The organism is Chromobacterium sp. IIBBL 290-4 (assembly GCF_024207115.1).
Taxonomy (GTDB): Bacteria; Pseudomonadota; Gammaproteobacteria; order Burkholderiales; family Chromobacteriaceae; genus Chromobacterium.
This window is the reverse complement of record NZ_CP100128.1, coordinates 198,115-217,305: the sequence shown is the minus strand read 5'-3', so window position 1 is coordinate 217,305 and position 19,191 is coordinate 198,115. Positions and strand designations below refer to the sequence as shown.

At 62.6% G+C, this 19,191-nt stretch carries 14 protein-coding genes and 1 CRISPR repeat array; of the genes, 7 read left to right on the top strand and 7 right to left on the bottom strand.

Going from position 1 to position 19,191, the window contains the following annotated elements:
• Window positions 1-35: 35 nt before the first annotated feature.
• Window positions 36-1,190, bottom strand: coding sequence for an elongation factor P maturation arginine rhamnosyltransferase EarP (gene earP, locus NKT35_RS00890; protein WP_254297924.1), 1,155 nt, complete (start codon window positions 1,188-1,190; stop codon window positions 36-38).
• Between the two features lie 210 nt (window positions 1,191-1,400).
• Between earP and NKT35_RS00885 the strand changes: the two genes are divergently transcribed.
• Window positions 1,401-3,638, top strand: a complete 2,238-nt coding sequence (locus NKT35_RS00885) for a glycoside hydrolase (protein WP_254297923.1) — start codon at window positions 1,401-1,403, stop codon at window positions 3,636-3,638.
• A 165-nt stretch (window positions 3,639-3,803) separates the two neighbouring features.
• A CRISPR array of direct repeats spans window positions 3,804-6,089; the repeat unit is 29 nt; unit sequence GTGTTCCCCGCGCCTGCGGGGATGAACCG.
• 3 nt (window positions 6,090-6,092) lie between these two features.
• Here the strand turns inward: NKT35_RS00885 and NKT35_RS00880 are convergent.
• A complete protein-coding gene (locus NKT35_RS00880; RefSeq protein ID WP_254297922.1) occupies window positions 6,093-6,974 on the bottom strand; it encodes a LysR family transcriptional regulator in 882 nt (293 codons plus the stop codon).
• Between the two features lie 225 nt (window positions 6,975-7,199).
• Here NKT35_RS00880 and NKT35_RS24085 point away from each other — a divergent pair, with 225 nt between their 5' ends.
• Window positions 7,200-8,417 (top strand): MFS transporter, encoded by a 1,218-nt coding sequence (locus tag NKT35_RS24085; protein ID WP_305883460.1) that lies wholly within the window; start codon window positions 7,200-7,202, stop codon window positions 8,415-8,417.
• Window positions 8,417-8,545: a hypothetical protein gene (locus NKT35_RS24295; protein WP_505190898.1), complete on the top strand. Its 129-nt coding sequence runs from the start codon at window positions 8,417-8,419 to the stop codon at window positions 8,543-8,545. Before NKT35_RS24085 ends, NKT35_RS24295 begins: the two co-directional genes overlap by 1 nt.
• An 85-nt stretch (window positions 8,546-8,630) precedes the next feature.
• Here NKT35_RS24295 and NKT35_RS00865 read toward each other — a convergent pair whose 3' ends face one another.
• Window positions 8,631-8,969: a DnaJ family domain-containing protein gene (locus NKT35_RS00865; RefSeq protein WP_254297921.1), complete on the bottom strand. Its 339-nt coding sequence runs from the start codon at window positions 8,967-8,969 to the stop codon at window positions 8,631-8,633.
• A 39-nt stretch (window positions 8,970-9,008) separates the two neighbouring features.
• Window positions 9,009-9,896, bottom strand: a complete 888-nt coding sequence (locus NKT35_RS00860) for a LysR family transcriptional regulator (RefSeq protein WP_254297920.1) — start codon at window positions 9,894-9,896, stop codon at window positions 9,009-9,011.
• Between the two features lie 100 nt (window positions 9,897-9,996).
• Between NKT35_RS00860 and NKT35_RS00855 the strand changes: the two genes are divergently transcribed.
• Entirely contained in the window at window positions 9,997-10,404 is a 408-nt protein-coding gene (locus NKT35_RS00855; RefSeq protein ID WP_254297919.1) for a DUF2000 domain-containing protein, read from the top strand.
• 12 nt (window positions 10,405-10,416) lie between these two features.
• Window positions 10,417-11,001, top strand: coding sequence for a LysE family translocator (locus NKT35_RS00850; RefSeq protein WP_254297918.1), 585 nt, complete (start codon window positions 10,417-10,419; stop codon window positions 10,999-11,001).
• A 2-nt stretch (window positions 11,002-11,003) separates the two neighbouring features.
• Here NKT35_RS00850 and NKT35_RS00845 read toward each other — a convergent pair whose 3' ends face one another.
• The 3 genes from NKT35_RS00845 to NKT35_RS00835 all read right to left on the bottom strand — a co-directional run bounded on the left by NKT35_RS00845 (window position 11,004) and on the right by NKT35_RS00835 (window position 14,711).
• Window positions 11,004-11,687 (bottom strand): HAD family hydrolase, encoded by a 684-nt coding sequence (locus NKT35_RS00845; protein ID WP_254297917.1) that lies wholly within the window; start codon window positions 11,685-11,687, stop codon window positions 11,004-11,006.
• Window positions 11,688-11,825: 138 nt separating this feature from the next.
• On the bottom strand, window positions 11,826-13,226 hold the full coding sequence (locus NKT35_RS00840) for an L-serine ammonia-lyase (protein ID WP_254297916.1): 1,401 nt from the start codon (window positions 13,224-13,226) through the stop codon (window positions 11,826-11,828).
• Window positions 13,227-13,412: 186 nt separating this feature from the next.
• Complete coding sequence (locus tag NKT35_RS00835; RefSeq protein WP_305883459.1) at window positions 13,413-14,711, bottom strand: HAAAP family serine/threonine permease; 1,299 nt, start codon at window positions 14,709-14,711, stop codon at window positions 13,413-13,415.
• 1,095 nt (window positions 14,712-15,806) lie between these two features.
• On the opposite strand from NKT35_RS00835, the gene NKT35_RS00830 reads away from it, so the two are divergent.
• Window positions 15,807-16,589, top strand: coding sequence for a formate transporter FocA (locus NKT35_RS00830; RefSeq protein ID WP_254297915.1), 783 nt, complete (start codon window positions 15,807-15,809; stop codon window positions 16,587-16,589).
• A 271-nt stretch (window positions 16,590-16,860) separates the two neighbouring features.
• On the top strand, window positions 16,861-19,188 hold the full coding sequence (gene pflB / locus NKT35_RS00825) for a formate C-acetyltransferase (RefSeq protein WP_254297914.1): 2,328 nt from the start codon (window positions 16,861-16,863) through the stop codon (window positions 19,186-19,188).
• The last annotated feature ends 3 nt before the right edge of the window (window positions 19,189-19,191 follow it).

Here is a 19,191-nt window from a genome sequence, read left to right as displayed (position 1 = left end):
AAACCGAAAGGGCTTTCCGACAGAAACGCCGCATTTTATCTGATTTCGGCAACTTCGGCGACAAAATGCAGCAGTCTTTGCGCCAGATCGCCCCCTTGCAGCAATTGCTGTTGCCAGTTTGCCGCATGCCGGCGCCATTCCGGCAAGCGCGGCGCGGCATTGCGCCAGGCTGCGGCCATGTCGCCGTCGCGGTTCCAGGCCAGGTTGAGCTCGCGCACGGCGGCTGCGGTTTCCGCCGACAAACCCTGGCCATAGGCGGCCAGATAGGCCTCCAGCTTGGCGATGTGCGCCTCGTCGTCTTGAGGGTAGATATGCCACAGCAAGGGCCGAGCCGCCCATTGCGCGCGCGCCAGGCTGTCTTCGCCGCGCACGCAGTTGAAATCGCAGCTCCACAGCAGGCGGTCGTAGTCGTCCTGATCGCTCATCGGCAGCACGTCCACCGTCAGGCGGCCCAGCAGCGCGTGGTCGCCGGCTTTCAGCTCGTGGCCGAACAAGGCGGCGATGGCGGGCAGCGCCTTGCCTTCCGGCACCAGGCAGCGCACCGGCTGCGGGCCGTCGGCCCACACTTGCAGCAGCTTGGCCGCCGCCGGATTGTCGTAAGCGAACAGGCTGACCTTCCACTCGTTTTCGCCCACGGCCGGCACGCCGCGGCGGCGCCAGTAGGCCTGGACGGCGGCGTCGTCCTGCTGCCAGGCCTGGCGGGCGGCGATCAGCCCGTCTTCGCAGATCAGGCCGCCGCTGGCGGCGTCAAAGCCCGGAAAGAAGAAATGCTTGGTCAGCGGCAGGCGCGGATGCGGCGAGGGCAGCTTGTGGCAGCCATGGGTCCAGCCTTCGGCGGACAGGTATTCCAGATTGATCCAGACGGGTTTCGCCGGCTTGGCCGCCATCGCTTCTTCAAAGCTGTCTGGCAAACGGCAGGCGAAGGCCTCCACCACCACATCATGCGGAATGATGTCGGCGGGAAAGTGGTCTTGCGGCCAGTGGCGGATGTCTACGCCATCCAGCGTTTGCCGCGGCGCGGCCGGGTCCAAGCCAGGCGCGATGCGGCTGAAGCTCTGCAGATCGTCCACCCACAGCCGCGTCTCGCGGCCGCAGTCGCGCGACAGCCGCTTGGCCAGCCGCCAGGCGACGCCGATGTCGCCGTAGTTGTCGATGACGGCGCAGAAAATATCCCAACTCTGATCAGGCATGAAGAAAAACATCAAGTTGCAAACGGCGGCAGCTTACCATGAGTCGTGTCATATCCCGCCTTTTTCGGCTGGGAATCGATTCTGTTTCCATCGTGGTGAAAACTTGTCTCGCCCTATCGAGTCTGTATGAATTTGCTTGCGGCAGGCGCAGGAAAGCATATTGGCGCGAACCGGGCCGTGGTTGATGGGAAATGAACGATGTTGAAAAAAATGAAAACTTTGACGCTCTGTCTGGCGCTGGCCTTGCCTTCGTCGGTCTGGGCGGGCTTGAGCCTGGAAAATCAGGATTGGCGGGTGGAACTGGACCCGGCGACGCTGGCGCTCAGCGTCCGCGCCGGCGATGGCCCGGCCCGGCAGCTGACGGCGGCGGGCGATGCGCACGCGGTGTCTGCGCTGAAGCAGGCGGGACCGAGTGCCAGCTGGCAGTGGGGCGAGGGCCAACTCAGCTGGACCGCCAGCCTGCAAGGCCATGACCTGTTGCTGAGCGCGCGCGCCAAAGCGCCGGGCGAATGGACGCTGCTGCGCCAGCCGGCGGCGGCGATGGGCAAGGGCCTGATGCTGCCGCTGGCCGAGGGCAGTTATATCCCGGCCGGCCCCTCGCCCTGGAGAGAGTTTTTGCCGGAAGACGCCGGCAAAGGCTACGACACCTCGCAAAACCTCAGCCTGCCCCTGTGGGGCATGAACTACGGCGCAAGCAGCCTGCACTGGCTATTGCTCAATCCTTTCAATAACCGCCTGGCTTTCACGGCCGAGGAGCAGGGCTTGGCCCTGATGCTGAGCCACGAATTCACGCCGCTGAACCTGGACCAGCCGATGACGCTGCTCTTGCATCTGGGCGACGGCAATCCGCTGTCAGGCGCGCAGCGCTACAAGCAGTGGCTGCAGGCGGAAGGGCGCTATCAGACGCTGGCCGACAAAATCGCCAAGCAGCCGGATACCGCCAAATTGCTGGGCGCCAGCCATGTTTATCTATGGGGCAACGACCTGTTGGCGGAATCCGACGTGCGCGATTGGCCGAGCCTGCTGCGCGCCTTGCGCGGCGGCGATCCGCTGGCGGTCAAGCTGCGCGGCCGTTTCGATGCGGAATCCCAATCCGTGCTGCGCGCCGCCGCTGCGCAGCCGGATCGCTACCAGCGCCGCAAACTGATCGAGGCGCTGAACCAGGCGATGACCGCCGAAGCGCGAAGCAGTTGGCAAGGCGGCCAGCCGCAGTGGCGAAACCTCGCGGCCTCCTATCATGGTTTGCGGGAAGACGCGCTTAAGCTGTTCGGTCCTGCCCTGGCCGCGCCGGATAACTGGGGCGGCGGCCTGTCGACCAAAACCATAGCCGCGCTGGAGCAGGCCGGACTCAAGCGGCTGTGGCTGGGCGTGGATAGCTGGGAGGGCGGGTTGTGGCAGCCGCAGGCGGTGGCGGCGGGCGCGCGCGCCGGCTATTTGATGGGCGCCTACGATTCCTATCAAACGGCGCTGAAACCCGGCGAGCGGCGCGACTGGGTGACGGCGCAGCAGGGTGAAGAGGTCTATCGCCAGTGCGGCATCACCCTGCGCAACGGCAAGAAAAAAACCGGCTTCCAACAATCCGGCTATTACACCAACCCGGATTGCGTCCGCGCCACGCTGCAAGCCCGCGTCCAGGCGCTGCAAACGGCGACCGGCTTCAATAGCTGGTTTCTGGATGCCTACGCCACCGGGATGACCTTCGACGATTACACGCCGGGCCGGCAAACCAGCCAGGCGCGAATGGCGCAGGGCTTTGAGGCGTCGATGCAATGGACGCGGGATGTCTTGAAATTGCCGGTGGGGTCGGAAAACGGCAACGCGACCACCAGCCTGGGCATCGCCTTCGCCCACGGCATGCAGGTGCCGGTGCTGGGCTGGGGCGACCCGGATCTGCAGAAAAACCAGAAATCGCCGTATTTTCTGGGGCGCTGGTATCCGGCCGACCAGCCGGAAACCTTCTTCAAGTCCGTGCCGTTGAAGGAGCCCTATCGCAGCCTGTTCTACGCCGCGCCTTACCGGCTGCCGCTGTATCAGACGGTGTTCCATGGCTCCATCGTCACCACCAACCACTGGCTGTACGACAACCTGAAATTCAGCAACGCCTACGCCGACAATCTGCTGGCGCAGTGGCTGTACAACGTGCCGCCGCTGTTCCACCTATCGGCCGCCAGCCTCAAAGCCAGGCTGCCGCGACTGCAATGCGCAGATCGCGCCTTCCGCCCTGCGCACGAGCAACTGGCGACCAAAGTCTTGACCGGATTTGTCTGGCTGAACGCCGAACGGACCTTGCAGCAAACCCGCTTTGAGGACGGCAGCCGTCTGACCGCCAACTTCGGCGCGGAGCCGGCCCCTTACGGCGAGCGCATCCTGCCGCCGCAAAGCCTGTGGCTGGAGCTGGCCGGCCAGCCTGGCCGTTTGCTGAGGGCGGCGGATTGCGCCGGGGCATGAGTTGCCATGATAATGCCAACGTCGTTTTGGCCGTGAAGAGGAGACTTTTCATGGCGGAACCGGCTTCCCTGCGCTGCAAGGATGCCGGCGCGGTTTGAGGGTGTAATATTCGGTAGATTTGTGATGCGGGTTTTTATCTTTAAAAATCAGCAGCTTGAATTTGGTGTGTTCCCCACGCCCGTGGGGATGAACCGCCGGTTAAATTTGATTTCCAATCGGTCGGCGTGTGTTCCCCACGCCCGTGGGGATGAACCGCGGATGAACTCCGCCCAATCGCTGGCATCGGCGTGTTCCCCACGCCCGTGGGGATGAACCGCGATAGTGCCTCCTGGGGAGTTCTGATCGATGGTGTTCCCCACGCCCGTGGGGATGAACCGCTGATGTATCTGAGCGCTCCGGCGTTGGCGAAGTGTTCCCCACGCCCGTGGGGATGAACCGCCGTCTCAAACGCCGGTATTCCGGCAACTCTGGTGTTCCCCACGCCCGTGGGGATGAACCGCCTCGTGATTTCCCGCATTTGGCTGGTTGCGTGTGTTCCCCACGCCCGTGGGGATGAACCGCTACCTTCGCCGTGTTTGAGGGTTGGGGAAGCGTGTTCCCCACGCCCGTGGGGATGAACCGTGTCCACGGCATAGTCCATGTCGTCACCAGCCGTGTTCCCCACGCCCGTGGGGATGAACCGGCCATGAACGGAAAGTTCGTGCCGTGGGACAAGTGTTCCCCACGCCCGTGGGGATGAACCGGATATTAAGCGTGGCGCAAAACTCACAGACCAGTGTTCCCCACGCCCGTGGGGATGAACCGGCGCTGCAAACGCGCGACGCCGACGAGCTGAAGTGTTCCCCACGCCCGTGGGGATGAACCGTTTTTTATTGTCTACTTCTACGTTCAACGCCTGTGTTCCCCACGCCCGTGGGGATGAACCATTGCCGGTCACAGAATGGTGGCCGATGAGGACGTGTTCCCCACGCCCGTGGGGATGAACCGCGTTTCAAGGGTTGATGCTGGCGCTGTGCTGAGTGTTCCCCACGCCCGTGGGGATGAACCGAAAATTGTGAGGCCGACACATTCCCCTCCGGCGTGTTCCCCGCGCCTGCGGGGATGAACCGATAAGCAAACAGGCATTGAGCAATTACCTATCGTGTTCCCCGCGCCTGCGGGGATGAACCGCTTCTCAATGGCTTCTTGCAGATAGTCCGTGCGTGTTCCCCGCGCCTGCGGGGATGAACCGACGATTATCTTATCTACGCCCACAACGGCGGCGTGTTCCCCGCGCCTGCGGGGATGAACCGATAAGCAAACAGGCATTGAGCAATTACCTATCGTGTTCCCCGCGCCTGCGGGGATGAACCGCTTCTCAATGGCTTCTTGCAGATAGTCCGTGCGTGTTCCCCGCGCCTGCGGGGATGAACCGATCGCGGTGTCGAACTTCACGCCGACGAACTGGTGTTCCCCGCGCCTGCGGGGATGAACCGCAATATTTCCACCTTTTCACCATCTCACTCACGTGTTCCCCGCGCCTGCGGGGATGAACCGGGTTAGTATTTATGCCATTGACGTTTGCGTGAGTGTTCCCCGCGCCTGCGGGGATGAACCGATGTAGTGTCCGATGCCCGTTCGGCACTCTATGTGTTCCCCGCGCCTGCGGGGATGAACCGGGCGGTTCATGCGCAGGCCAAGTCTTGATGAAGTGTTCCCCGCGCCTGCGGGGATGAACCGACGCCCAATCATGCCTCCCAATGCCCTAGACCGTGTTCCCCGCGCCTGCGGGGATGAACCGTCTTTCTGTTTAAGCGGATTGAGTGTGGCGGCGTGTTCCCCGCGCCTGCGGGGATGAACCGACATCCGAGAACCGCAACATCGAGATGGCCTAGTGTTCCCCGCGCCTGCGGGGATGAACCGAGAGGCCAAACTATTGGAGCAACACAATGGATGTGTTCCCCGCGCCTGCGGGGATGAACCGCAGGCGGTCATTTCGTTTCCTCCGAGTACAGCGTGTTCCCCGCGCCTGCGGGGATGAACCGTCCTGGGCAAGCCCAGCGATACGCAAGCAGCCGTGTTCCCCGCGCCTGCGGGGATGAACCGCAGGGGTAAACGGCGCCGCTGGCTAGATTGCAGTGTTCCCCGCGCCTGCGGGGATGAACCGTCGTTCCTGTTTCTAACGAAGTTCGGCCGCGCGTGTTCCCCGCGCCTGCGGGGATGAACCGCTGGAGTTGGTGAAGCTGGACACCTCGTCAGCGTGTTCCCCGCGCCTGCGGGGATGAACCGACCATGGTCCCAACCAGCGCGCCCAGCTTGGCGTGTTCCCCGCGCCTGCGGGGATGAACCGGCAAGGGGGCTTAATCGTGAATCTCGCGCCGAGTGTTCCCCGCTTCCGCGGGGATGAACCGCCCATCGGCTGAGTTTGGCCGACGCTGGTCGAGTGTTCCCCACGCCCGTGGGGATGCGCCGATGCTACGCCTCAGCGGGTTCCGTCCTGCTGGCCAGCAAGGCCAGCCACTGTCGGGCCGGCGCGGAAAGCGCGGCGTCTTTGCGCCAGATCGCCGCCAGTTGCCAGCGCAGCTGCGGGCAATCCAGCGGCACGGTAGCCACGCCGAGCGGGATATGGTGCTGAGCTAATGGCTTGGGCAATACCATCAGTCCGGCGCCAGCGGCTATCAGGGACAGGCAGAAGGCCAGATTGGCGCTTTGCGCGACTTGCTGGCGGCGCAGGTCCAGGTCCGGGCAGCATTGCTCGATGCGGCGGTTGAGAAGGGAGGCGCCGTGCAGCCGCACCCATGGCTGTTGCGCCAGGTCCGATAGCAGCAGGCTGCGATGACCGGCGAGCGGGTGGCCCGCCGGCAGCGCGACGAGCAAGGGTTCCGCGCAGATCGGATGCCAGTCCAGGTCGTCGCTGTCCGGTTGCAGGCTGACTGCGAGCTCAGCCTCGCCCTGGCGCACGGCCTGTTCCAGTTCCGCTCCGCCATTTTCCAGCAATTGCAGCTCCACTTGCGGATAGCGTTGTTGAAATTCCGTGAGCGCGGCCGCCACCTGGCTTATGCCGCCCAGCGGCGGCAGGCCGAGCCGCAAAACGCCTGCGGCTTGGTGGTTGAGCAGGCTCACCTCGGCCTGCATCAGCGCGCTGCGCTCCAGCAGCGCTTTGGCGTGCTGGAGCGCCAGCTCGCCGGATGGCGTCAGCCGCGCCGGCACGCCGGGACGGCTGCGGACCAGCAGCCTGGCGCCCAGTTCTGTCTCCAGTTGCTGGATGGCTTTGCTCAGGGCCGGCTGGCTGACATGGATGCGGCGAGAGGCTTGCAGGAAGCCGCCGTGCCGGGCCACTTCCACGAAATAGCGCATATTTTTCAAATCCATGCGGCAGTATACTTTTTTCATATATTGCCTATGAATATTATTCGCTCACGCTGGCCGGCTGGCGCTCTCTACTATCGCCCCTCTAATGGCGATGAGGGGATGGTTTTGTCAAAGCATTGCAATCGACGGGATGAGAGGGTGGTTTTGGGCCATTTTGGGCAACCGGGCCAGGCGGCGGGCCGCTTGAGCGAAAGGCGCGGGTAGACGGCTATGGCGATCAGTGCTTCATCCCGGCGCGCCGCATGGCTCGGCGCTTATCTGCTGTTGGCGGTGATGATGGCCGGCACGCTGCCCACGCCCTTGTATCCTCTTTATGCGCAGCGGCTGGGTTTGTCGCCCTTGTGGGTGACGCTGGTGTTCGCGTCTTATGCGCTGGCCATCCTGTTCAAGCTGCTGGTGTTCGGCAAGCTGTCCGATCTATTGGGCAGGCGGCCGGTGCTGGTGCTGAGCGTGGGCCTCACCGGGGCGAGCTTGCTGGCGTTTCTGTATTGGCCCTCCTTGCCGGGCCTGTTCGTCGGCCGGATTTTGTCCGGCATGGCGGTGGGTTTGATGGTCGGCGCGGTGACCGCCTATCTGGCGGAGCTGCTGCGCAACCGCGCCTTGGCCGCCTTGATCACCAGCTTGTGCAATATGAGCGGGCTGGGCCTGGGCGCGCTGTTGTCCGGCGCGGTGTCGCAGTATGCGGCGCAGCCGCTGCATGCCAGCTATCAGCTGCTGTTGGGCATGCTGCTGCCCGGCTTATTGCTGCCCTGGCTGCCTGAAACGGTGAAGCATGAGGGCCCGCGACCGGCTTTGAGGCTGCAGCGGCTGGGCATTCCCGCCGAGATCCGCCAGGCCTTCATGGCGGCGGCGATGGCGGTGCTGTGCGGTTTCAGTTTTCTGGGCTTGTTCGCGGCCTTGGCCGGGCGTTTCCTGGCTGTCGGCTTGCATAGAGGCGGCTTTTTGCTGAGCGGCGGCATGGTGTTCTCGGCTTTTTGCTGCGCGGCGCTGGGCCAGTTGCTGGTGGTGCGCATGCCGCCGCGCAAGGTGGTGCCGGCCGGCGTGCTGCTGTTGCCCTTGGCGCTGGCCTGCGTGTGGCTGGCGTTCCGCCTGGCGTCCATGCCCTTGTTCCTGGCCGGGGCGGCAGTGGGCGGGATGGGCGCCGGGATGGCGCTGCGGGGCGGGTTGGGATTGGTGGCGATGCTGTCGCCGGCGGAGCGGCTGGCCGAAGTGAGCTCATGCTTTTTTGTGGCGGCTTATCTGGGCCTGATCGTGCCGGTGGTGGGCGTGGGCATCTTGCTGACGAGGCTGGATATGGCGAGCGTGCTGGCTTTGTTCGGTTTACTGGTGGGCGCGCTGGCGATGGCGAGCAGCAGGGCGGTGCTGGCGCAGACCGAGGTTTTGCCGCATGGCGGCGTGGCGGAGGGCGCTCGAAGCCAAGAAGCCTGATGCCGTCGACTGGGCCCTTGGCCTTGAGTTCGGCGTCCACGCCGCAGCAGGCCGGCTTGGCGCAATCGGCGGCCAATATGGGCGCGACGCAGGATGCAGGCGGTGGAGCCCTCCCTGCGCGGGAATGAACGGCGTGTTGTTGCTGTTGCGCGCCTCCCGGCAATGATGGTGGTTTGTCCCAAGGCGGGCGGGCTTCCGCAGTGGAGGAGAGGCTCAGCCGCCGCTGCGCAAGCGTTCCATCTGCAGAGAGATATTCAGCGCCAGTTGCTGAACTTGCCGTTGCTTGGCCTGCCAGGCCGGGCTTTCCGCTTCCAGTTCGGCCAGTTCGGCGCGCAGGACGGCGAGCGTTTTCATCATTTCCACCTCGGCGGGCACGCAGCCGGCGTCCTTCAAAATCTTGTAGGGCATTCTCAGTTCGGCCGGCGTGGCGGCATAACTCTCATCCAGCTCCAGCGGTTTCCCCCAGCCAGGGATTTGCCGCAATTCGCCGCTTTGTTCGCTGTTGCGGATGCTGGCGGCGATGACTTGATCCAAGTCGCGCGGACTTTGCATGATGAGCCTCCGGAGTGGGATGGGCTGATTATATCATTGTCATGAATATCCGCCTGCGTCGGCCAGGTGATGGACCAGCCGCAGCGTCAGGCTGGCGCGGGCGGCGTTGGCCGGCCATACCGCGTATACCCCTAGCGCCTCCACCCGCCACGCAGGCGTGCATTCCATCAATCTGCCGGCGGCGATGTCGTCTTGCGCTAGAAAGGCCGGCGGCGTGGCCAGGCCGCAGCCGGCGGCGGCCAGTTGGCAGACCGCGTCCAGGCTATTGGCGCGGATGGCGGGCTGGATGGGAAAGCTGTGCGCCTCTCCGGCTTCGTCGATCAAGGTTTTGCGGTCGGGCCGCATGCGGATGCCCAGCCAGGGCCAGTCGGCCAATTCCTGCGGATGGCGGGGAGCGGGGCGCTGCGCCAGCAAGGCGGGGGCCGCCACCAGCAGGCGCGGCATGTCGAAAAGGCGGCGCGATTTGAGCGCGCTGTCCGGCAGCTCGCCGATGCGGATGGCCAGGTCTATGCCGTCGCGAACCAGGTCGCGCTTTTCGTCGCTATAGTCCAGCGCCAACTCCACCTTGGGGTGCCGGAGGGAAAACTCGGCCAGCCGGGCGGTGAGCGGAGAGCGGGAGAAAAAGGCGGGCAGGGTGAGGCTGAGCCGCCCGGAGGCTTCGGCCCCGCGGCCGGCCAGGGCGTTGAGGCCGCTTTCCGCCGCTTGCAGCATGGCCTGGGCATGCTGGTGCAGCATTTCTCCGTCCGCCGTCAGCGACAGCCTGCGGGTGCTGCGATAAAGCAGCGCGGTGCCCAATCGGCTTTCCAGCTGCGAAACATGGTGGCTGACCACCGAAGGCGATAGCTGCAAGGCTCTGGCGGCGGCGCGGAAGGAGCCGGTTTCCACGGTTTTGGCGAACACCGCCAAGGCGCGCAGTTCTTCTATCATTGTTCGATTTTTTCGATTAGTTATTTTCAATTGCTCTGAATTGTAGCTTGCACTATCTCGGCGCACAGTGGCAAGACTTTGTCATTGCCTGGAGAACGCCATGGATGAGCTTCGTTGCGCCATCATCGTCGATCCCGACTTGCCTGTCGGCGTCATCGCCAATACCGCCGCGGTTTTATCAATGACCTTGGGCCGCCGCCATCCGGAACTGGTGGGTGCGGACCTGGCGGACGCGGACGGCGGCGCGCGGCTGGGCATCACCACGGTGCCGATTCCGGTGTTGAAGGGAGACGCGGCGCAATTGCGAGCCTTGCGAGAACAGGCGAGGCAAGCCGGTTTGACGGTGGTGGAGTTGATCTACGCCACGCGCAGCACTCGCAGCTATCAGGAGTACGCCGCCGTCTTGCGCGATACGCCGCAGCGGGATTTGCAATATCAGGGCCTGGCTTTATGCGGTTCGGCCAAGCGGGTGCGGCAATTGACCGGCAGCCTGGGCCTGCTGCGCTGAGGAGGGGGCGAGATGATTGGGAGCTTTATTGTCGCCACGGCCTTGATCACCTTGTTGCCGGGGCCGTCTATGCTGGTGATCGCGGCGTGCGCGCTGGACAGAGGCTGGCGCGCCGGCATGGCCGCGACCGGCGGCGTGGTGCTGGCCGACGCGATTCTGCTGGCCATCGCCTTGAGCGGCGTGGGCGCGCTGGCGCAAGCATCGCCGATGGCTTTGCATGGTCTGAAGTGGCTGGGTACGGCGTATCTGCTGTATCTGGGGGTGGGTTTGCTGCGGGCGCGGAGCGGCGGGACGACTACAAGCGGCGGACCGGGCGGGGCCTTCCGCCGCGGCTTGATGGCGACCTTGCCCAACCCCAAGATCATCGCCTTCTTGATCGTCTATTTTCCGCAGTTCATGCAGCCGGGCCGCGATACGGTCGGCCAGTTGCTGGTGCTGGGGCCTTTGTTCCTGCTGACCGTGGGCGCGGTGTTTCTATTGTGCGTGGCGGCGGTGTTGACGGTGGGCCGCGCCCTGCCGCGGGGCGGCGAGGGCTGGCTTAATCGGGCATGCGGTTGTTGCCTGATCGCCTGCGGCCTGTATTCCGCGCTGGTATGAACTCAGGCAGGGCAGGCTGAGCCGGAGGCTTGAGCTTCGGCCAGCCAGCGCCAGAGTTCGGGCGCGTCGAAGTGTTCGATGGCGGCGGAGGCGCCGGCTTGCAGCAGGTCGGCGGCGCTCAGTTCGCCTATCAGGCCGAAGGTGTGCAGACCGGCGGCGCGGGCGGCGCGAATGCCGGAAGGCGAGTCTTCAAAAGCGCAGGCGCGATCGGCGCGGCCGCCTAATTGCCGCAGCGCGGTCAGATAGGGCAGGGGGTGCGGCTTGCCTTGCGGCAGCTCGTCGCCGATGACCAGCGTGTCTATCTTTCCCATCAGCTCCAGCGCGGACAGCATCAGGTCGGCGTTGGCGCGCGGCGCATTGGTCACCACCGCCACCGGAATGCGCTGCTCGCGCGCCCAGTCGAACAGCTTTCCCAGGCCGTGCGTGGGCGTCAGCTGGGTGACGGAGGCGCGGAAGCGCTGCTCCTTCAGTTCCGCGAACTCGGCGTGGCGCTCGGGCATGTCCGGAAACAGCGCTTTCATGATGCTTTCGTTGCTGCCGCCCAGCACGTCGCGTTTGTAGATTTCAGGCGTCAGTTCGCGGCCGTTGTCGGCCATCAGGCTGGCGAAGGCCTGGTAATGCAGGTGGTCGGTGCGGGTGAGGGTGCCGTCCAGATCGAACAGCAGGGTGAATTGGCTTGGGTTCATGTGGCTGGGTGCGAGTAAAAGATGCCTGCACATGGTAGAGCCAGGCGTATGCCGGCGCAATGCGCGTCCAAACCAGACTTCAATGCAAAAACGCCACCGCGAAGGGTGGCGTTGTCGTTTGAGGCGGGCAAACGGCTATCAGGCCGCGTCGTCCACCCAGCGGATGGCCTGGGTCGGCACGACTTTGCTTTCCACCTTGATCTGCAGGGCCAGGCCGCCGCAGGAGGTTTCGCGGTACTTGGCGTCCATGTCCTTGCCGGTTTCGTACATGGCGGCGATGACCTTGTCCAGCGACACCTTGGGGCTGCTGACGCGGTGCATGGCCATGCGGGCGGCGTTGATCGCCTTGACCGCGGCGATGGCGTTGCGCTCGATGCAGGGGATTTGCACCTGGCCGCCCACCGGGTCGCAAGTCAGGCCCAGATTGTGCTCCATGGCGATTTCAGCCGCCATGCACACTTGCGACGGGCTGCCGCCCATCAGCTCGGTCAGTCCGGCGGCGGCCATGGAACAGGCCACGCCCACTTCGCCCTGGCAGCCGACTTCAGCGCCGGAGATGGACGCGTTCAGCTTGAACAGGCAGCCGATGGCGCCGGAGGACAGGAAGAAGCGTAGGCAGCTGTCGTCGTCCAGCGGCTGGATGAAGTGGTTGTAGTAGGCCAGCACCGCCGGCACGATGCCGCAGGCGCCGTTGGTCGGCGCGGTGACGACGCGACCGCCGGCGGCGTTTTCTTCCGACATCGCCATCGCGTACATATTGACCCAGTCCATCACGCTCATCGGGTCTTTGGCCACGGTCAGCGAGCTGGTCAGCATGCGGTGCAGTGCCGGCGCGCGGCGGGGGATGCGCATCGGGCCGGGCAGGTTGCCTTCAGTGCGCATGCCGCGCTCGATGCTGCTCTTCATCACTTCCCACACGCGGCGGAAATGCGCTTGCACCTCGCCGGTTTCGTGGAAGGCTTTTTCGTTTTCCATCACCAGCGAGGCGATGGACAGGCCGGTTTCCTCGCACATGTCCATCAGTTGTTGGGCGGTGACGAAGTGATAGGGCACCGGCGTATCGCTGCAGCTGGACTGGTTGAAGTGCTCTTCGTCGACGATGAAGCCGCCGCCGATGGAGTAGTAAGTCTTGGTCAGAACCTTGTCGTCGCCGATGTAGGCGTGGATCTGCATGCCGTTTTCGTGCAGCGGCAGGTTGGCGGTGTGGAAGTCCATGCCGAAGGCCACGCGCTGATGGGTGCGGCCCAGCGTCAGCTGGCTGGTTTGCTCCACATCGGCCATCAGGCCGGAGGTGGTGTCCGGGTCGACGGTGTCGGGCAGATTGCCGGCCAGGCCCAGGATGATGGCCTGATCGGTGCAGTGGCCTTTGCCTGTCAGCGCCAGCGAGCCGTAGCAGTCCACGTGGACGCGGGTGACTTGATTGAATTTTCCGGTCTCCTTGAGCGCGCCAAGGAACTGGTGTCCGGCCTTCATCGGGCCGACGGTGTGGGAGCTGGAGGGGCCTACGCCGATTTTGTAGATGTCGCTCATGCTGAACATGATGCTACCTCTTTAATGCAGAAATTCTGGAAGGAGGACAGGCCGGGCGGCTGCGAGCGGGAGATCGGGAGAGGTCCCAGAGGACCCGGCCAAGCCGGGCCTCTGTCTGTCAGGGCGGAAATCCGCTGCCTGATGATCGAACCCCAATTTCCCAGCCCCCAGAGGCGGGGGCCTGTTTGCTTACGATCAGGCGATCAGATCGTAGAAGATGGCGGAGATGGCGATCAGGCCGATCAGTACCACGAAGATGTTGCTGGCGGCGCCGGAGTACTTCTTCATCGCCGGCACTTTCTGGATGGCGTACATCGGCATCAGGAACAGCAGCATCGCGATGACAGGGCCGCCCAGGGTTTCAATCATGCCCAGGATGGACGGGTTGATGGTGGCGATGATCCAGCAGGTCACGATCATGAAGATGGCGGTGTAGCGGTCCAGCTTGGAAGATTCGATGGTCTTGCCGCTCTGGCGCAGTTGCTTGATCACCAGGCCGTTGAAGCCTTCTTTGGCGCCCAGGTAGTGGCCCAGGAAGGACTTGCTGATGGCTACCATGGCGATGATCGGGGCAACCCATTCCATCACCGGGTTCTGGAAGTGGTTGGCCAGGTAGGACAGGATGGAGATGTTCTGGGCCTTGGCGGCGGCCAGGTCGGCCGGGCTCAGGCTGAACACGCAGCTGAACACGAAGAACATCACGGTCAGCACCATCATGGTGTGGGCGCGGATCAGCACGCGGCTGGAAGATTGCTCGGCTTCATCGCCGTGCAGCTTGCGCTGGTCGACGGAGAAGGACGAGATGATAGGCGAGTGGTTGAACGAGAACACCATCACCGGGATGGCCAGCCACAGCGTCTTGTAGAAGGCGCCGCTGGATACGGCGTCGCCCAGGCTGCCGGCGTGGCGGATGGCGGTGTCGCTCCATTGCGGGATCAGGTACAGGGCCAGCATCATCAGCACCACCACGAAGGGGTAAACCAGGATGCTCATCGCCTTGACGATCATCTGGCCGCCCAGGCGCACGATGGACATCAGGCCCAGGATCAGCGCCAGCGAGAAGACGGCGCGGGTGGCGGTGCCGGTGCCCACGTCGATATGCAGCTGGTTATTCAGGAAGGACAGCACCGTATTGGTGATGGCCACGCTGTACATCAACAGAATCGGGTAGATGGCGAAGAAGTACAGCAGGGTGATGATCTTGCCGGCGCCGATGCCGAAGTGTTCTTCCACCACTTCGGTGATGTCCGCGCCTTCTTTGCTGCCGGACAGCACGAAGCGGGTCAGGCCGCGGTGGGCGAAGAAGGTCAGCGGCAGGGCCAGGATGGCCATTAGCATCAGCGGCCACAGGCCGCCGATGCCGGCGTTGATCGGGAGGAACAGAACGCCGGCGCCGATGGCGGTGCCATACAGGCCGAGCATCCAGGTGGTGTCGTGCTTGGTCCATCCGGACGAGCCGGAGCGGGGAGCGGTGGAGGCAATGGTTTGTGACATGATTCGTGCCTTTTCAAAACGGATATACGCAAATACCGGGTCGATGTTCCTGCGCCGGCGTTGGTGGCGCATGGGGTGGAGCATCGAAATGTGCGGTGGTCAGCAGGTGTCTCTTGTTGGCTTTGGCGAGACCTTGTCCTGCTTCGTTGCTGCACATCGTAAGGGCTTTTGTAATTGGAAAGGTACACATTTAAGAACATCAGTTGATTCTAATCAAGTTAAAATTGTCGCCAAATGAACAAATGAACCTGTCGGATAGCGCTATTTCGATTTTTTTAGATGAGGCGGGAGCAATATTTTTGTTCTAATGGTGGCTTAATCCATTTTAATTGAAATTAAATTGCTCAGAATTTGATTCTAAGAAACGTAATTTCAAGTTGATGAAATTTGCAGTTTTTGCCATTTTGAATTGGCATAAATTTATTATTTGAGCCATTGCTCGGTTTGAAAGATTGCTTGTAGCGCTTCGGTTTTGATTCTTTACTGCGTCGGGAGCGCTATTTTGGGACTTGCCGGCAGCGGGCGCGCGGCGCTTTGGGTTCGAATTGGAATTTTTGCAAGCAATTGAATCATATGGATTTTATGAATTTTTGGCGTTCTGCGGCGGAATGGCCGATGCGTCTTTGAAGCATGGCTAGGTTGAAATGTTCGTATTGAATGATTGAAACGCGCGTTTAGAGAATTCACCCAATATCATATTGCATAAATATTCAAAAGTGAAAATAAACGAAAGGAGATGAAAATTTAAATTTTCAAATCATTACTTAGTGTCCGAGTTTGAGTTGCGGATTGAGAGAGATGCGGATTGGGAGGCGGAGGGCGGCTGCAGAGAGTGGGGCTGAAGGCTGGCGTTAGGGCGATAGGGTTAGATATCGCATTGATATATATAGGATTTGCAAGGGGTGGCCATGGGCGGAGGCAGGGGTGGGGGCGAAATATTCCGTATGGAAAGCCTATCTAGGATTGATGGCCGTCAAACACTTTTTTACGGAATCGAACATAAAATTTTCGCAAATTGCAATATTTGCGAATGCGGATGCGCTCTCTCGCGCCGCGGCTTCGACTCCCCTTTATCCTTTATCAAGAGACGACATCATGAGCCACCCCTCCACTCTCGCCTATGTGGCCGACGAGGCAGCCAGCAAGCAGGATGTTTTACTGGCCGAGCCGGGCCGTTATCTGCTCAGCGCCGCCATGGCCGGCGCCTTGATCGCGGTTGTCCTCGCCGTCAGCCTGAAGTTGGGCCAGGTGTTCTTCGCGGCCGGCGATTCCGGCTATTACATCGCCACGGCCGGTTTCTTCGGCGTGGCGCTGGTCAGCATCATCGTCTGCAAGGTGGAGCTGTTCACCAGCAATGTGATGTACTTCACCGTTGGCCGGCTTAGCGGCCGCTGCCGCACCTGCAATCTGCTGCGCAGCTGGGCGATGGTATATATAGGCAACCTGATCGGCGTATTGTTGTTCGTGGCGGTGCTGGCCGGAGCGGGCGGCATGGGCGTGCTGCCGGCCAACCACTTGCTGTTCAGCGTGGTGGAGCACAAGGTGCACGCTTCTTCCATGGAGATTTTCTGGAAGGGCGTGCTGTGCAACTGGATCATCTGCCTGGCGGTGTGGGTGCCGATGCGCCTGGCCAACGAGGCTGCGCGCATCCTGGTGATCATGCTGCTGGTGTTCGTGTTCTTCTTCTCCGGTTTTGAGCACAGCATCGCCAATATGGCCTTCTTCGCGCTGGCCAAGCTGCAAAACATGGCGGGGCTGGAGTGGGGCGACATCCTGCACAATATGCTGCCGGCCACCTTGGGCAATATTGTCGGCGGCGCGGTCGGCGTGGGCCTGGTGGTGTTCTGCTTGGAACGCCATACCTTGAACGCGGTCTGAGAACATGAGGCGGACGACGGGCCGGTGAACGGCTTGTGAATGTTCGGTTTCGAATGTAGTTGGCGCGGTACATCGGGTATCGCGCCGATTTTGCTGTAAAATACTGATATTACAAGGGTGTGGGACGCATTCGGCATGTTGCGGCGCGGCATCGAAATCGCGCTATAAGCAGGGGCTGACTTGATTAAGATCAAGCGAAATTTTCGAATCCGAATGTACGATGTGTTCAATATCTAACACTTACTGGATCTAGCCAAGAAGGAGGCCCCAGATGGACGCCATCACTCAAAATGCTACTCAAGCCAACCCGTGGCGCGATTTCGCCGCCGGCGAATGGCAGAGCAAGGTCGATGTCCGCAACTTCATTCAGCTGAACTATCAGCCGTACGAAGGCGACGACAGCTTCTTGGCCGGCGCGACCGATCGCACCAAGAAACTGTGGGATACCCTGGGCGTGCTGCTGAAGGAAGAGCGCGCCAAGGGCGTGCTGGATGTCTCCGCCGACCGCGGCTCCTCCATCACCGCGCACGACGCCGGCTACATCGACCAGTCCAATGAAGTGATCGTCGGCCTGCAAACCGACGCCCCGCTGAAGCGCGCCATCATGCCGAACGGCGGCCTGCGCATGGTCGAAAACGGTCTGGAAGCCTTCGGCTTCAAGCTGGACCCGATGATCAAGGAAGTGTGGGAAAAGTATCGCAAGAGCCATAACCAGGGCGTGTTCGATGTTTACACCCCGGAAATCATGGCTTGCCGCAAGTCCGGCGTGATCACCGGCCTGCCTGACGCCTACGGCCGCGGCCGCATCATCGGCGACTACCGCCGCGTGGCCCTGTACGGCACCGACTTCCTGCGCGCCGAGCGCCAGCAAGTGTTCCACGAACTGGACAACGCCACCTTCACCGACGACGTGATGCGTCAGCGCGAAGAGCTGTCCGAACAATTCCGCGCCCTGGACGAACTGAAGCAGATGGCCGCCAAGTACGGCTACGACATCAGCCGCCCGGCCGCCAATGCCCGCGAAGCGGTGCAATGGGTGTACTTCGCCTACCTGGCCGCCGTGAAGGAGCAAAACGGCGCCGCCATGTCCTTCGGCCGCGTGTCCACCTTTCTGGACGTCTACATCGAGCGCGACATCGCCGCCGGCGAACTGACTGAAGAACAAGCTCAGGAAATGATCGACGATCTGGTGATCAAGCTGCGCATCGTCCGCTTCCTGCGCACCCCGGAATACGATCAACTGTTCTCCGGCGACCCGACCTGGGTGACCGAATCCATCGGCGGCATGGGCCAAGACGGCCGCACCCTGGTGACCAAGAACAGCTTCCGCTTCCTGAACACCCTGTACAACCTGGGCCCGGCGCCGGAACCGAACCTGACCGTGCTGTGGTCGGTGAAATTCCCGCAAGGCTTCAAGAACTTCTGCGCCAAGGTGTCCATCGATACCAGCGCCATCCAGTACGAAAACGACGATCTGATGCTGCCTTACTGGGGCGACGACTACGGCATCGCCTGCTGCGTGTCGGCGATGAAGATCGGCAAGCAGATGCAGTTCTTCGGCGCCCGCGCCAACCTGGCCAAGGCCATGCTGTACGCCATCAACGGCGGCCGCGACGAGAAATCCGGCGCGCTGGTGGCCAAGGGCTTCGAGCCGATCACCGGCGACGTGCTGACCTATGAAGAGCTGATGCCCAAGTTCGAGAAGATGATGGACTGGCTGGCCGCCACCTACGTCAAGGCGCTGAACTGCATCCACTACATGCACGACAAGTACGCCTACGAGCGCATCGAGATGGCGCTGCACGACCGCGACATCATCCGCACCATGGCTTGCGGCATCGCCGGCCTGTCCGTGGCCGCCGACTCGCTGTCCGCCGTCAAGTTCGCCAAGGTGCACATCATCCGCAATGAGGACGGCCTGGCTGTCGATTACAAGATCGAAGGCGAATACCCGGCTTACGGCAACAACGACGACCGCGTGGACGACATCGCCGTGTGGCTGACCAAGTCCTTCATGGACAAGATCAAGGCCCAGCCGTACTTCTACCGCGACTCCAAGCCGACCCAGTCGGTGTTGACCATCACCTCCAATGTGGTGTACGGCAAGAAGACCGGCAACACCCCGGACGGCCGCCGCGCCGGCGAACCGTTCTCCCCGGGCGCCAACCCGATGAACGGCCGCGATGTGAAGGGCTTTGTGGCGGCGGGCGCCTCGGTGGCCAAGCTGCCGTACGACTCGGCGCTGGACGGCATCAGCTGGACCGCTTCGGCTACGCCGGACGCGCTGGGCCATACTGCCGACGAGCGCATCCTGAACCTGGCCAACTGCCTGGACGGCTTCTGCTCGGCCAACCCGACCAAGTTCAGCAGCGCCAACTGCACGCCGTTCGATTGCGAAGGCGAGCGCGACATCCCGGGCGGCGGCTTCCACGTCAACGTCAACGTGTTCAAGCGCGAAACCCTGCTGGACGCGATGGAGCACCCGGAACTGTACCCGCAGCTGACCATCCGCGTGTCGGGCTACGCCGTGAACTTCATCAAGCTGACCCGCGAGCAGCAGATGGACGTGATCAACCGCACCTTCCACGGCAAGATGTAAGCT